The sequence below is a fragment of the Enterococcus ratti genome (genome assembly GCF_001886195.1).
Classification (GTDB): Bacteria; Bacillota; Bacilli; order Lactobacillales; family Enterococcaceae; genus Enterococcus_B; species Enterococcus_B ratti.
On the sequence record NZ_JXLB01000034.1, the window covers coordinates 1 to 13,806 of the forward strand.

14 protein-coding genes and 3 pseudogenes are annotated in these 13,806 nt (G+C 30.7%); 8 read left to right on the plus strand and 9 right to left on the minus strand.

Annotated features, from left to right (window positions below):
• Window positions 1–189: pseudogene (locus tag RV14_RS11115) on the minus strand (primase C-terminal domain-containing protein); the annotation flags it as partial.
• Window positions 190–881: 692 nt separating this feature from the next.
• Between RV14_RS11115 and RV14_RS11120 the strand changes: the two are divergent.
• On the plus strand, window positions 882–1,703 hold the full coding sequence (locus RV14_RS11120) for a ParA family protein (RefSeq protein WP_084650385.1): 822 nt from the start codon (window positions 882–884) through the stop codon (window positions 1,701–1,703).
• Window positions 1,704–1,706: 3 nt separating this feature from the next.
• Window positions 1,707–2,114: a hypothetical protein gene (locus RV14_RS11125; RefSeq protein WP_071856319.1), complete on the plus strand. Its 408-nt coding sequence runs from the start codon at window positions 1,707–1,709 to the stop codon at window positions 2,112–2,114.
• Between the two features lie 344 nt (window positions 2,115–2,458).
• On the opposite strand, the gene RV14_RS11930 is transcribed toward RV14_RS11125, so the two are convergent.
• From RV14_RS11930 to RV14_RS11145, 4 genes and pseudogenes are all read right to left on the minus strand, one after another.
• Entirely contained in the window at window positions 2,459–2,845 is a 387-nt protein-coding gene (locus tag RV14_RS11930; protein ID WP_129163084.1) for a hypothetical protein, read from the minus strand.
• Between the two features lie 269 nt (window positions 2,846–3,114).
• A pseudogene (locus tag RV14_RS11135) lies at window positions 3,115–3,230 on the minus strand (type II toxin-antitoxin system PemK/MazF family toxin); the annotation flags it as partial.
• A gap of 141 nt (window positions 3,231–3,371) precedes the next feature.
• A complete protein-coding gene (locus RV14_RS11140; RefSeq protein ID WP_071856320.1) occupies window positions 3,372–4,334 on the minus strand; it encodes a DUF3800 domain-containing protein in 963 nt (320 codons plus the stop codon).
• Between the two features lie 278 nt (window positions 4,335–4,612).
• Window positions 4,613–5,227 carry a recombinase family protein gene (locus RV14_RS11145; protein ID WP_002351244.1) on the minus strand — a complete coding sequence of 205 codons (615 nt, stop codon included), beginning with the start codon at window positions 5,225–5,227 and terminating at the stop codon, window positions 4,613–4,615.
• A 369-nt stretch (window positions 5,228–5,596) separates the two neighbouring features.
• Here RV14_RS11145 and RV14_RS11150 point away from each other — a divergent pair, with 369 nt between their 5' ends.
• A complete protein-coding gene (locus RV14_RS11150) occupies window positions 5,597–6,181 on the plus strand; it encodes a recombinase family protein (RefSeq protein ID WP_002326678.1) in 585 nt (194 codons plus the stop codon).
• A gap of 111 nt (window positions 6,182–6,292) precedes the next feature.
• Window positions 6,293–6,904 (plus strand): recombinase family protein, encoded by a 612-nt coding sequence (locus tag RV14_RS11155; RefSeq protein ID WP_071856321.1) that lies wholly within the window; start codon window positions 6,293–6,295, stop codon window positions 6,902–6,904.
• Window positions 6,905–6,906: 2 nt separating this feature from the next.
• On the opposite strand, the gene RV14_RS11160 is transcribed toward RV14_RS11155, so the two are convergent.
• Both RV14_RS11160 and RV14_RS11165 read right to left on the minus strand, forming a co-directional pair.
• Entirely contained in the window at window positions 6,907–7,887 is a 981-nt protein-coding gene (locus RV14_RS11160; protein ID WP_071856322.1) for a DUF2971 domain-containing protein, read from the minus strand.
• 66 nt (window positions 7,888–7,953) lie between these two features.
• Entirely contained in the window at window positions 7,954–9,258 is a 1,305-nt protein-coding gene (locus tag RV14_RS11165; protein ID WP_071856323.1) for a hypothetical protein, read from the minus strand.
• Window positions 9,259–9,969: 711 nt separating this feature from the next.
• Here RV14_RS11165 and RV14_RS12795 point away from each other — a divergent pair.
• From RV14_RS12795 to RV14_RS11185, 4 genes and pseudogenes are all read left to right on the plus strand, one after another.
• Entirely contained in the window at window positions 9,970–10,188 is a 219-nt protein-coding gene (locus RV14_RS12795) for a hypothetical protein (protein ID WP_245785507.1), read from the plus strand.
• Between the two features lie 214 nt (window positions 10,189–10,402).
• Window positions 10,403–10,600, plus strand: a complete 198-nt coding sequence (locus tag RV14_RS11175) for a hypothetical protein (protein ID WP_002329849.1) — start codon at window positions 10,403–10,405, stop codon at window positions 10,598–10,600.
• 292 nt (window positions 10,601–10,892) lie between these two features.
• Window positions 10,893–11,144: pseudogene (locus RV14_RS11180) on the plus strand (helix-turn-helix domain-containing protein); the annotation flags it as partial.
• Between the two features lie 210 nt (window positions 11,145–11,354).
• Complete coding sequence (locus RV14_RS11185; RefSeq protein WP_002335147.1) at window positions 11,355–12,038, plus strand: PHP domain-containing protein; 684 nt, start codon at window positions 11,355–11,357, stop codon at window positions 12,036–12,038.
• Window positions 12,039–12,074: 36 nt separating this feature from the next.
• Here the strand turns inward: RV14_RS11185 and RV14_RS11190 are convergent, their stop codons facing one another.
• The gene (locus RV14_RS11190; RefSeq protein WP_071856324.1) at window positions 12,075–12,572 is read right to left on the minus strand and encodes a GNAT family N-acetyltransferase; all 498 of its coding nucleotides are present in this window, start codon (window positions 12,570–12,572) and stop codon (window positions 12,075–12,077) included.
• A gap of 55 nt (window positions 12,573–12,627) precedes the next feature.
• Entirely contained in the window at window positions 12,628–13,536 is a 909-nt protein-coding gene (locus RV14_RS11195; protein ID WP_071856325.1) for an IS982-like element ISEfm1 family transposase, read from the minus strand.
• Between the last annotated feature and the right edge of the window lie 270 nt (window positions 13,537–13,806).

The window sequence follows — 13,806 nt, forward strand, 5'->3', positions numbered from 1 at the left end:
AATCGCTTCTTCAGACGTAATAACCATGCCACGTCCTGCGTTCATTAGTTGTTTACTGCGGTACGCAAAGACTGCACCATTTCTGCTGGTATTCTCATACCCGACAGGCTTCATGGTGCTGTTTCGATATTTGTATGTACGAATGCCTTGTTTCAACAAAGCTGCATAGCATTGATCTAAGTTTTCCATCCTAAAATTTCCTCCGAATTGTATTGAAAAAGAGAACACATGCCAATTTAAAAAATGGTTCTGTGTTCTCTTTCAATATTCGGCTTAAATTCCTAGAAAAACCTAGAAAAATGTCGCTTTATCTATTGAACTGCTCTCTCTAAATGTGCTATAATTTAAACACATTTATTAAACAATAAAGTAGTTGTCCAGACTACTTAATTATTTATTGAGACGAGCGCGAACACATGAGTGCGTTTCATGTGATTCAGAAATAATTGATCCGACCAAAGTCAATTATTTCCGTCTCTCTTTTTTATTTTCAAAATTTCTTTGAATTTACTGTCTACAAATTTAAATTACACGAAAGTTTTTTCTTTGTAAAGCTTATTTTTATAGTCAAAAAAAAGGAAGTATACCAGTATACTTCCTTTTTAGTATACCAGTATACCAAGATACTTTGTATAGTATACCAGTATACCTAAATAGATTTCTTATTAGTATACAAGTATACTTTAGCGCAATTTTTTATTGTTTTACCAGTATAATTGAGTTAAAAAGTATACCAGTATACTGGTATACTGGTATACACATATTAAATAAGTATACAAGTATACTGGTATTCTAGTATACTTTAGCAATAATTATTTGACTAAATTATTTTAATACAGTATACTTAAGACAACTTAACAAAAGTATACGGAGGTATAATTATGGGGAAAACATATGTTGTTGGAAATTTTAAAGGTGGCGTCGGAAAAACTAAAACTGTAACAATGTTAGCTTATGAAAATGCCATGATTAAAAATAAAAAAACTTTAGTAGTTGATTTAGATCCACAGGGAAATGCAACAAGTGTTTTAGCAAAAACTGGAAATATTGATAGAATAGAAAAAAATATAACTGAAGGCTTTGAAAATGGAAATTTAGAACCACAAATAATCAACATCACAAATAATTTAGATTTAATTGCTGCCAACACAGCTTTTAGAAATCTATCTAAAATTCTATTAACTAAATTCCCAAATAATGAATTCAATCAAATTAATTATCTTAGAACATTACTTGAACCACTTAAACATCAATATGATTCTATTTATATTGATGTCCCACCAACCATTTCAGATTATAGTGACAATGCAATGCTTGCTGCTGACTATTGCATTATTGTATTACAAACTCAAGAGCTATCTCTTGATGGGGCACAAACTTATATCGCATATATGCAATATCTAGCAGATAATTTTAATAATGATTTACAAGTATTAGGGATAATTCCTTGTATGCTTAGACCTGGCGGACGTGTAGACAATAAAGTACTAAATCAAGCCAAGTCCTTATATGGAGGAAATGTTTTAAACACTATTGTAAAATATCAAGAAAGACTAAAAGTTTACGATGTTGAAGGTATTAATATTAGATATTCTTATACTGGGAAAATAGATGGCTGGGATAAAAAAGCTCACCAAATTTTTATAGATGTTTTAGAAGAGCTTTATGAACATGAACAAATTTTAGAAGAGTTGGAGGAATAATAAGTGGATAATGATTTTAAACCTATAATAAATACTAAATCTCATAGAAATAATTCATTAAATCAAAAAAATGTTGAAATAAAAGGAAAAGTAGATTTTAGTAGAAATACTCATCAATCTAGTACTAACACTCTCCAGACACCAATTATAGAGAATGAAAAAATATTAGAAAGTCACGCTATTGATAAACGTTTTAAAGCAACTCTCACTCAAAAAATTTCTCCGTCTGTAAATTTAAAGTTAAATACATTAAAACCTTTTTTAGGTGAATTAGAAAATATGTCTAAACCTACTATAAATGAAATAATAGATTTAATTATCGATAGCTATGTTAATAGTCGTCTAACGACCAGACAACAAGAAGCTTTCAAATCAATGTATGACACGCAATTAAACATGATGAAAAAATAGTATACCAGTATACAGGTATACTGGTGTACTATTTTGTGTATTTACAAACTATATATATTTCTTCAACATATTTGCAACTTCTACATTACTTTGCTATACTTGAGACAAGAAAAAGGAGCTATGCGCTAACATAACTCCATGTAGAACCGTTAAAAAGACGGTGACTGAAATGAATAGTTTTTTTCAAACCATCTAACGCCCTGTCAAAGTGTTTAGATGGTTATTTTTTGTCCTTATGGTCAATTATCAGCAAAACTAACGTCGCAAAAGCGATCATTAATTGAATTTCTACAATATTTTTATTAGATCTTTTCGATTAGTTAGACTGAACATCGTAAAGAAAGCTAATTGAAATTGAAAGATTCTGATAAAAGATTCTCTTCAGAAACAATAAATCGTCTGCCATATTTTTTTAATAAAGCTTCACGTTGTCTTATATGACAACGAATCAAACGAACAACATATTGTGCTGGAACTTCACTTTGGATTTTTGACAAAACTTCTACTTCAAATTTTCCTGGACATGCAGGTACTTCACAAACATAGATCTTTCCAATTTGAATATTTTTTTCTACATATTTTTTGATTATTTTTAGTTCTTGTTCCCGCGCAATGAATTTATAATTATATTTCCTAACTCCTGAAAGCTGCTTTGGCGTACATTTTACTACTTCGACAAGATAGTCTTGATAAGGAAGTTTTTCATAGTTCAACTTTTCTAAAACTCGCACAGGAATCTCTTCAGTTGTACCTGGAATACAAAAAGAGTAGAGACTTCCTATCTTAATTTTCTTGCTCGACAAATGACTACACTTCCTTTGATTCATTTAGTGATCTTTTTTCTTTATTGTCCATAAAGTGACATTTTTATTGATATTTCTTAAATTTGACGCTCTTAGAATAAGAATTAACGTTCGTTCATTATGAAAGCTAGTAAAGAAAGCCAATTCTATAACAAATAGAATCGACTTTCTTTTGCTTTTTGTCTATCTCAATTATATCAAAAAATATATTCAATGATTTGATCGATTATAGCCATATCTTTTAAAGGTAAATTCTCAATTTTCTTCAGTTTTCTTTGAAATTTAGTGATTTCAATTGAGAAATAAGTACTTGATCATTGTGTTACTTTTCTTTCTAGATGGCTATTATTTTTATATTTAATGACACATTTTTTTCTAATTATTTATCATATTCGTAGTCAATAATAGCAACAAAAGCAACTAAATTTGTAGCTAGATTGAGATATTTAAAAATTTATCTTATATAACCATTGCGATCATTTTTTTCTATTTCAGATAAGAATCCCAAATATCTATTCATTTCTCGACTAGTACATCCTAAATATTGTCTCAATTGTTTGATACGACTATCTTCAGGAATCTGGTCGATTTTTTCGTCAATATATATTTTGTGGACTCTAAACTTGTCTTTAGCATCTTGCTTATTCATAAACATTAGAAAATCATTCAATCTTTCAGAGATATTGATTTCTTCAATATAGTCTCTTGTGCTACTCCACGAAAAAAGTTTAATCATAGATCTAAATAACTCTATATTTCTGCCTTCTATTAAAACTCTATAAATTAAATCTGATTTTTCAAGCATAGCTTTAGAAGGTGATAGGTAGCTCTTTTCTAATATAAAGACTATTATCCCCATCATTACGTCTATACCTTGTACTAAGTTAGAGCTTTCAGAATTTATTCCTTTAACATCCCCTACTCTATATTTCTTTGTCCTATACAAAGCATGAGCATTCATCTGATCCTTGACTTTATTATAGACATCTAGCGTGGTATATTCTGTGCTTTCATCCATAAATATTGATAGCTTATCAATATTTTGTGTGTCTCTAACTACTCCATAAAACAATCGTTCTGGAATTTTAACGTAAAAATACTCTTTTAGTTCTGTGATATCCAAACCTAGTTCTTTACCAAAAGAAATATATTCTTTATTATTTAAAATATAGATATTAATGCTTATATCCTGCTTCAAAAGCATATCAATTATACGAAAATATTTTTTTAAATCACCTGCATTGTACTTATTAAAATGTAATTCATTTCTACTCCCGATTTCAGTATATATTCTACTAATTTCTGAATCAATAATTGAACTATTTTCTTCTGATAAACCAAAAGAACCATAGTAAGAATAATCTTTATTTGGAGAGTCAATTTTATTTGCTTCATCAAAGAAGATTTTATAATTCAAATTTTCCACTCATTTCAATTGAAATTTCTACTTTCTTATATTATAATGCTTATACAAGTACTTTTGAATAATCTAAAATAGTTTTTCCACGGTATATTGACTGAGGCTGAACTATTTTATAAGAGGTATAATTTTCCACGGTATATTGACTGAGGCTGATTATACTCATTTATTTTACTAAATATATTTATCTAAACTCTCATATTAATTACGAGAGTTTTTTTATTTTATCTAAATTAGGGCTACAAAAAAAAGCTACTACGATCCAGATAAAATATTTACTTTTCATCTTTTTGCTGCTCCCTAACTTCTTTAGTAATACCATACTTCATCCTATACCTTCTAAATGTCCTTCGATTTATACCTGTCTGTTCTTCAACTTCTTTGTCTGTAGATCCTTCCAAAAATAATTTAAATGCTAATTGCAGACGCTTATCATCTTCTCGATACTTTGGCTTTCCACCCTTATACTTACCTTTTGCTTTAGCAAGCGCAATTCCTTGTTGCTGCGTTTCACGAATATATCGACGTTCTTCTTCTGCCTGGTACTTGTATAGTTCAATAATTAAGTTATTAAGTAATCGACGCAAATTATCATCAGTTATCCCTGTTAACGCTGGTAAATTCAAAACTTCCAGAGTCGCCTTCTTCAGCTGAATCAAGTTCATCGTTTCTGTTAACTCTTTATTATTTCGTCCAAGACGTTTTAATTCTGTTACAACGACAATATCACCTTCACGTATGAATTTCATCATTTCTTGAAATCCTTCACGATTGGTATCTTTCCCACTTGCCTTATCAGTAAAAATTTTATCACACTTTGATAACAATTCTAACTGCCGATCTAAATTTTGATCAATACTGCTTACTCGAGCATATCCAATTTTAGCCATAGAAAAAACTCCTTTAAAATTCAAAAATTTGAATCATTTTTAAAATCCTGTTGCCCAACTCTGTTGACCCCTTAGAAATCCAAGTGTCACTTTTCTTTTTAAATGGCATAAATTTTTAATTTTATTTGACACAAAATATAAATATTTAATCTCTAAGAAAACCGTTCAAAATAATTATGGGATTTTCTTAGCTCTTATTTTAAAACGAAGTGTTCATAAAATCGTCCATTTCTGTACACGTTCTTTTTTACCTTTATTTTTCAAAAAACCATTTCATTTTATGTTCATAAACCCATAACAAAATCTATGTTCACTTAAACATAACGAATAAAGTTATGTTACAATAGAATTTAACAAGGAGTGATTTTTTTGAAAATAGGATATGCTCGGGTATCTACCGGATTACAAAATTTAGATTTACAAGAAGATAGTTTAAATAAATTTGGCTGTGAGAAAATTTTTACCGATCATATGAGTGGAGCAAAAAGTAATCGACCAGGATTAGAAATGGCCATCGATTTTGTTCGCTCTGGAGATACACTTGTTGTTTGGCGTTTAGATCGATTAGGAAGAAATATGGAAGATTTGATTTCAATCGTCAATCGATTGAATGAACGTGGCGTGAGTTTTCATAGCCTTCAAGAAAATATTACGATGGATAAATCAAGTTCTACAGGACAACTTATGTTCCATTTGTTTGCGGCATTTGCCGAGTTTGAACGAAACCTAATCTTGGAACGCTCTGCAGCAGGAAGAGCGGCTGCTCGTGCAAGAGGACGGTTTGGTGGTCGTCCTGAAAAATTGACTGAACAAGATTTGGAATTACTGAAGACTTTAGTGGATAGCGGTACACCTATTAAGACTATTGCGGAACGGTGGAACGTCTCAAGAACCACCATTTATCGTTATTTGGCAAAAATGGAGGAGAAAAATGGAAAGACAAATGCTCATTAGTTTTTGTCATTTAATGCTGAAAATTTTTGCCATTTATCTAGAAAAGTGACACTAGTTTTCAAGTGTATGATTAGGGTGTATTTTAAATAGTTCAAGAAAGTAGGTTAAATTTTGAAAATTGCTTATATTCGAGTTTCGTCGATTGATCAAAATGAACAACGGCAAATTGAAGAAATGAAAAAGTTCGGCGCAGAAAAAATTTTCATTGAGAAACAATCTGGAGCAACTATTTCTCATCGACCGATTTTCCAGGAAGCTTTAGAGTTTGTCCATGAACAAGATATTTTTATTGTGGAAGCCATTGATCGACTCGGACGAAATTATGACGAAATCATTGAATCAGTTAATTATCTAAAAAAGAAAAATGTGCAACTGATCATCACCAGTTTACCAATTATGGCTGAAGCAATTGGAAATCCGCTCCTGGATAAATTCATCAAAGATTTAATCATTCAAATCCTGGCCATGATTGCTGAACAAGAGCGTACCGAATCTAAACGACGCCAGGCGCAAGGAATTAAGATTGCTAAAGCAAAGGGTGTCTATAAAGGTCGTCCTAAGTTATACAGTACAGACACAAAAGATCCCCAACGTCGCCTTGTTTATAAAAGCATCGTTCAGGATCTTGAGAATGGAATTGCTATTTCAAAAATTGCTAGAGAATATAATGTAACAAGACAAACAGTTTATAGAGTAAAAAAGAGCAGAAGAATAACTGATTGAGTTTAATATGGTAACAAAGAAGTAGTTACTTCTAAATTATTAAAGCCATGTTTTGCTAAAAGTTTTCTAACTTCAATTTCAGAAATATCACTTCCTGTTTGTATTACTATTTCAGAAATTAAGTCTTTACTTATTGGACAAGAAACAAATGGTATATTATTAATTTCAAATTCAGGATGTATTTTGTTGCCATTATTAATGTTATTGATAATGAATCTCACTTCTTCTTCTTGATATAATAATGGATTTTTTAAAATTAATGCGTATAGAGTGAGTACAGATAGACATTCCAGAATTATTTGATTCATATCAACTGGATCGAACTTAAAAGATCTAACGGCATTTAAATATTGCAATAGTATGGCAGATAGTCTTTCTTTTTGTTCAGCTATATTATATAAAACCTTTACAGGAAATACATATCCATTCCCTTCTTTATATTTGCTTAAACTACTTTTTCCTTTTGCAAAATGACTAGCAAGATTACGCATAATATTTTTTTGATTCATTTTTATGGCAATTCCTTTTTTATTACCATAATTTCCCCACAAAGCTTGTGAGTTTACGTTCTCTGAAAAGGACCATATATAAACATCAAAATTTACTTGTTTTGTAACTTTAGAAAATTCACAAATTTCATCCTCTGTTGCTCCTAAATTTCTTAGTAATTTTTCTCCCAATTCATAAGTATATAAGAACTCTTTTGGATCATTCATATAACTTTTGCTTTTAATCCAAAATTTTTTATTTTCAAGAATAGATGATAAATTTCCAAACTCTGTGTAATGGCACAACACTGCAGCATCATCAACCAAAAAGTCTTTAGCTATATTATCAGGAGATCCATATTTTTTTAAATCCGAATTTTCATCATACATTGCAACTAAAGCTTGTTGCCCCTCTTCGGGAAGACTTTCTAGCATTCCTTTAATCTCTTTTGGTAATTTTGAAAAATCGATTAGATCACTAAGTTTCTTGTTCATAATAAAAATACTCCTTATTTAAGTTACTTATTACAATTACCGAAACAATTTTACTAAATATTTTATTTAATTTGTTCCTCCGATAATATCTGCGTCACTTTTGTGTTTTCTACTATATTCAAAAACTTTAAAAATAAATTGAAAATATAATTCTTTATCTGTATATGCAACGTTATCGTCATTCTCAAATTTAAAATTAAATTCTGGAAATTTTTCTACTATATATAATAGTTGAAGTATTCCCCATTCACCACTCGTAGAATTCATTTCAAAACTATTTTCTTTTATATCACCAAACCACTTTTTAGGATATATTTTCATTTTTTCAAAAAGCTTAGATGCAGAAGTCTCCTGACTACGGAGTAAATACTGATATATTTTGGATTTTTGATAATGAAAATTTTCTTCAGACTTTATTTCTAATATTTGCAAAGAAGGAAATAATAGTTCGTGAATCCTTTCTCTCAACTCTTCAGCTTCTTTGTCATTTCTTCCAAGTTTCATTTCTTGTAATTGCCTATGATACGAATTTACTACTTCAATTAAAACTTTTTCAAAATCTGTATCAAGATAATTTTTTCTTGTAAAATCAAGTAATTCTCTTATATTATCTAAGTCCCATTCTTTAATTAACAAAGGGTAACGTTTTTTTGTTTCATTAATAAGAATTTTAAAATCATTAACATCTAAAGAGTCAGTAATAATAATTGATTCGTCTTTAAAAATAGCTTCCTTTTCATCAATTTTTTTAATTAAAAAATTATTTAATTTACTTATAGATTGCTCAATTATCCTAACCACATTAAAAACTTCATTATCAAGATTTATACCCTTCTTTTCCTCTTTTGTCTCCCCTAAATCATCATCATTTATAGATCGAACTAGTAGCAAAACAAAGTCAGCACTTTCTAAAGAATCCTCACTAGGAAAAGCCCTCCCTAAATCTGATTGTTTTCTCACGTCTTCTAACCAAATATCCCCATCAAATCCAAAACGGCCATGTCTGCTAGTATTTTGCGGATGTGCAAGTGAAATACTCCTTATTGCTACAAAAAAATCAATTATATCCCTATTATAACTACCCTTGCTACCGTAAACATCTTCTTCTTTTAAACTATATAACTTCAATATTTCTCTGAAAGTTTCTCTAATAATATCAACCTTTACCATTATATGATAAAAAGAGTCAATATCTAAACTCTCACGTAAATATCTTTCATACAGCGTATTAAGATCATCATGAGCATAGCTAATTGTAACAAAACCTGAAAAAATCTTTTTTTCCATTTCTTTATTTGGATATAGCTCAAAGTACCGTCGTGACAGTTTCTCAAGCTGATTTAAATTATCACGCTTTAATTTCATATGCATTAGCGAATCCTCCTAAATTTTAAAAACTATACTTATACATACTATTATAATATTTATTTAATTCCATAAGTTAATAGAAAAATATATCTAAATTCCAATTATCTTTCATAAAAAAAGCTCTATTGCTAATAGAGCTTGCTAATAGAGCTGATTTTTATAATATTTAGTTACTATTATTTATATCATTTTACAAGTAAATACATCGTCATTACTTTACATGCACAACTTTATTGTCCCTCTGAAAAGAATTTATATGTTTAAATTTACTTTAGGGCAAGAAACTATACTCTATTGGACTCTAAACTACTTTTGTACATCCACTATTATGTCATTTTTATATTTAATTGGCACAGTTTTTTCTAATTATTTGTCATATTCATAGTCAACTATAGCTACAAAAGCAACTAATTTTGGAGATAGATTGAGATATTTAAAAATCTATCATGAAAAATTAGTTGCTTTTGTCACTTAGCGCTGAAAATTTATGCCATTTATCTAGAAAAATGACACACAAGCTAGCTGTGTCTCTTTCGTTTAAAGGATGATGATTTCTGGGCAATACATTCTGTTTCTTAAAACGCCAAATGACAACAGGTAACGGTTATGAACTCAAAACAACTATTTGTGATTGTTTTCGCTTTCAAGATAAGTCACATGTTATATTAAATTCGTAAATACGTATCTTACAATTTATTTAAAGAGGTGAACATCATGAAAAAAACATTATTAAAAAGTTTGATATTATCAACCTCGTTATTAACTTTGGGCTCAACAATTCTCCCAACTGGAATGGTTTTTGCTAGCGAACAAAATATCACCGAAAATTCAAGTTATTCTAGCAGCGATAATGTGGGTGTATCTATACAAAAAGACGAGAATGGTGACCTTATGGTAGTAAAAATGGAAACAAAAGCATTGGTTCTGTTTTAGGTATCTTTGGACTGCCTGGCTGGGCAATAGGAAATCTTCTAACTGCAGCTGGTTGGACAAATTATGGTAATTCCCCAGGAAATGCAGTCGCTCGGCTATGGGATAAAAATCATAATGGCTGGGTAGGCTTTTACAAACGAACTGGTTATGATGGAGCGGGAAGAGCTGTATCCACTGCTTATAAAACAGAGTAAATAATTTAAAAGGAGAACCTATGAAAGCTAAAATAGATTTATTCTACGAAAAACATCCTTATCTCGCACTTTTAATCAACTTATTGTTAGGTAGTATTATCGGAATTTCTGTTGAATATTTACTAAATAAAGACTTTATAGGTTCTGGTTTCTATACGGTATTGTTTTTAAGTCTTCTTGAAGCCTTTTCGATTTACAGGAAATCCAAAAAAAAATAAATAACTTCAAAGTCCCTTTTATTAGAAGGGACTTTTTGTTGCTTATAGCAGGCAATAAATTATTCACGATTGGTTATTCTAGTAATTCTGTTTTTTTTAATTTTAATCCTTCCTAGTATCCATATGCCATTTATCTAGAAAAATGACATATGGTTTTCACATGTATGATTAGGGTGTGTTTTAAATAATATCAGAAAGTAGGTAAAAATTTTAAGAGTTGCATACATACGTGTTTCATCCATCGATCAAAATGAACAACACCAGATTGAAGAAATAAAAAATTCGGTGCAGAGAACAAGAACGGACTGAATCTAAACGTCGTCAGGCACAAGGAATTAAAATTGCTAAAGCGAACGGTGTTTACAAAGGACGTCCTAAACTATACAGTGCTAATGCAAAAGATCCTCAACGTCGCCTTGTTTATAAAAATATCGTTGAAGATATAAAAAAAAGTGTTGCAATCGCTAAGATTGCGAAATACTACAATGTTACGAGACAAACCGTATATAGAATAAAAAAAGACAGCATGGTCAATGACGAATAGTTGATCATGCTGCTGTTTCTATTTTATTTACTTACTTTTTGAAAATTAGATTAACATTCTATGAATTCATAAACTATACCCGTGGTGCTAGTTAATTTTTTCCTAGAGGAAAATGTCTAAACATGTTGGTAAATCAACAAAAAAACGCATATAGTAGTCTCAAAACTCCCAAGAAATGAGGACTATTTAACAAACTACGATGGTTACGTCGTGACAACTGAACATTTTGACTTAGCCAATCCTGTTACTAAAGTCGATGATATCCCCGATTATGAAATGTACAGTCAAACAATCGATAGCTTAAATAAGCGTTTTGGCAATCGTGTTTTAAAAGGTATCGAAATCGGTTACATCGCTTCTGAAAAGGATCGGATCATCGACTATTTAGCCGATAAAGATTACGATTTAAAATTACTCAGTGTGCATCATAATGGTCAATTTGATTATTTAGATGACGAAGTCAAAGATATGGATCCTGCTATTGTGATTCCTCAGTATTTTGCACAACTTTCAGAAGCACTAGTTGTTATAGAAGCAGATGTCTTTGCTCATTTTGACTATGGTTTTCGGGTATTTGGTCTATCCGTTGCTGAATTTAAACAATATGAAGCGCAGTTTTTACCGATTCTAGATCAAGTAATCAAAAATAAATTGGCATTCGAATTAAATGCTAAGAGCGCTTACTTGTATGACAATTTAGCGTTATATGAATATGTCATCGATTTATATCTTTCACGTGGTGGTACCTTGTTTAGTGTTGGATCAGATGGGCATTACCTTGAACATTTCCGTTTCCATTTCGATGATCTTTTTGCTCTGTTAAAAGCAAAAGGTGTGACGGAATTAGCGATTTATCAAAAAGGAAAGCGAATTATGGTTCCATTACCAGTCTAAAAAAACGTCCTCAGCATCAAAAGTGAGGACGTTTTTTTAGATTTCTTTTTCTAAAATCGGACAAATACGATCTTGTTTTCCTAAAGGAAAATGTTTGATCCCGATTTTTTTAAATCCATGACGTTCATAAAAACGAATACCTGCATGATTTTTTTCATAAACAGTCAAACGTAAATAACGTTTTTGTTTCGTTTTAGCATAACGATTCGCTTCATAGAGTAACCGTTGCCCTAACCCTTTGTTTTGATAATCTTTGAGCAGATAGAGCCGTTGAATCTCTATAGCATCTTTTTCATCATTGACTTTCATATAACCAATGAGTATTTGATGATCCTTAATACCAATAAATTTACTGGTTGACTGTGCCAATTCTACTGCCAATATTTCAGTTGTCAATTGTGTCTGTAAATATCCTTGCATATCAAGTGGATCTGCGCCATCGATAAACGATTCATAAAAACTGACAACACTTACAACTTGTAAAGCATCTAGATCATCATAATCTAAATACGCTAGTGTGATTTGATTGTTCATCTAACTCCTCCTTTTGACATAGTATACTATAAATCACCCGTGGTGCTAGTTAATTTTAATATCCTAAAGAATATCTCAAAGTTCCTTCAAAACGTCGTTGTGCTCGACTTAATAGAACACTGTAAGCCAGTAATATGCTTTCAAATCTACTCTCTAGCCCTTTAACAGAACGTGAGTTGAAATTTTGACAACCTAATTTTTCTAAGGAAGAAAAAACAGTCTCAACTGTTTTTCTTTGTTTTCCAAGTAAGCTGTGATCTAGTTTTTCTGATTTATCCATGTTTTTACGTGGCGGAACGGATATAGTAATGCCCTTAAGGGCAAGCTTTTCATGGATTTTATGGCTAATATATCCTTTGTCCCCTAGGATATTGGGAAGATTCGCTTCTTCCGATAAAGTCTCTAACACTTTCACGTCATGGACACCTGGATTCGTGATTGAGTAAGTAATCGGAAAGCCAGTCTTAGTAACGATCATATGAATTTTAAGACCATAAAAATAAGATTTTTTTGTTGAGTTATAGCCAACTTTGGCTATTTGATTCAATAGTTTTGCTTGTCTATTTCTAACTGGTTTACATAATGGACTAGAAAAACTATCTATAATTCCGACTAGTTCACCTTTGGTGAGCTTCTTGATGAAAAAGTATCGAATAATCTTGATAGTGTAAGCTAAGTTTGAACTTAAGCGAGTGAATCGACTCCTACTAGCAAAGTCACCATTAGGAAATAAGACGGAACAAACCGCTCTATACGTGGCTCTTTGGCTAGTATAGCCATTAATTATTCCCCATATAACACAAGCAATAATCACTGTATCGCGTTGCTTCAGTTTATCAGTATTTCTTCGGTTTTTAATCTTATCTGGTACACAATTGTGGTATATGTTAGAAACAGTTCTCATAATTTCCTTGAATGTTATAAAAGTATCTGTATAATGTTCAGTATATTTTGATGAACGCATATGTAGTCCTCATTTCTTGGGAATTTTGAGACTACTATATGCGTTTTTTTGTTGATTTACCAACATGTTTAGACATTTTCCTCTAGGGAAAAATTAACTAGCACCACGGGTATACTTTATAGTTTATAAAAACAACTTAGTGTTAATTTAGAGTGTACCCTAAATAGTCAATAATGTAATCTTGAAAAATACAGTTTGTCATTTTCATATTTAATTGGCCCAGTTTTCTAATCATTTGTCACCTAGCGCTGAAAATTTATGCCATTTATC

Bases quoted from the DNA above. Each gene is read 5' to 3' on its own strand.
- RV14_RS11120 (WP_084650385.1), top strand. From the start codon at position 882: ATGGGGAAAACATATGTTGTTGGAAATTTTAAAGGTGGCGTCGGAAAA.
- RV14_RS11145 (WP_002351244.1), bottom strand. From the start codon at position 5,227: ATGGCTAAAATTGGATATGCTCGAGTAAGCAGTATTGATCAAAATTTA.
- RV14_RS11160 (WP_071856322.1), bottom strand. From the start codon at position 7,887: ATGAACAAGAAACTTAGTGATCTAATCGATTTTTCAAAATTACCAAAA.
- RV14_RS11165 (WP_071856323.1), bottom strand. From the start codon at position 9,258: ATGCATATGAAATTAAAGCGTGATAATTTAAATCAGCTTGAGAAACTG.
- RV14_RS12795 (WP_245785507.1), top strand. From the start codon at position 9,970: ATGAAAAAAACATTATTAAAAAGTTTGATATTATCAACCTCGTTATTA.
- RV14_RS11175 (WP_002329849.1), top strand. From the start codon at position 10,403: ATGAAAGCTAAAATAGATTTATTCTACGAAAAACATCCTTATCTCGCA.
- RV14_RS11190 (WP_071856324.1), bottom strand. From the start codon at position 12,572: ATGAACAATCAAATCACACTAGCGTATTTAGATTATGATGATCTAGAT.
- RV14_RS11195 (WP_071856325.1), bottom strand. From the start codon at position 13,536: ATGCGTTCATCAAAATATACTGAACATTATACAGATACTTTTATAACA.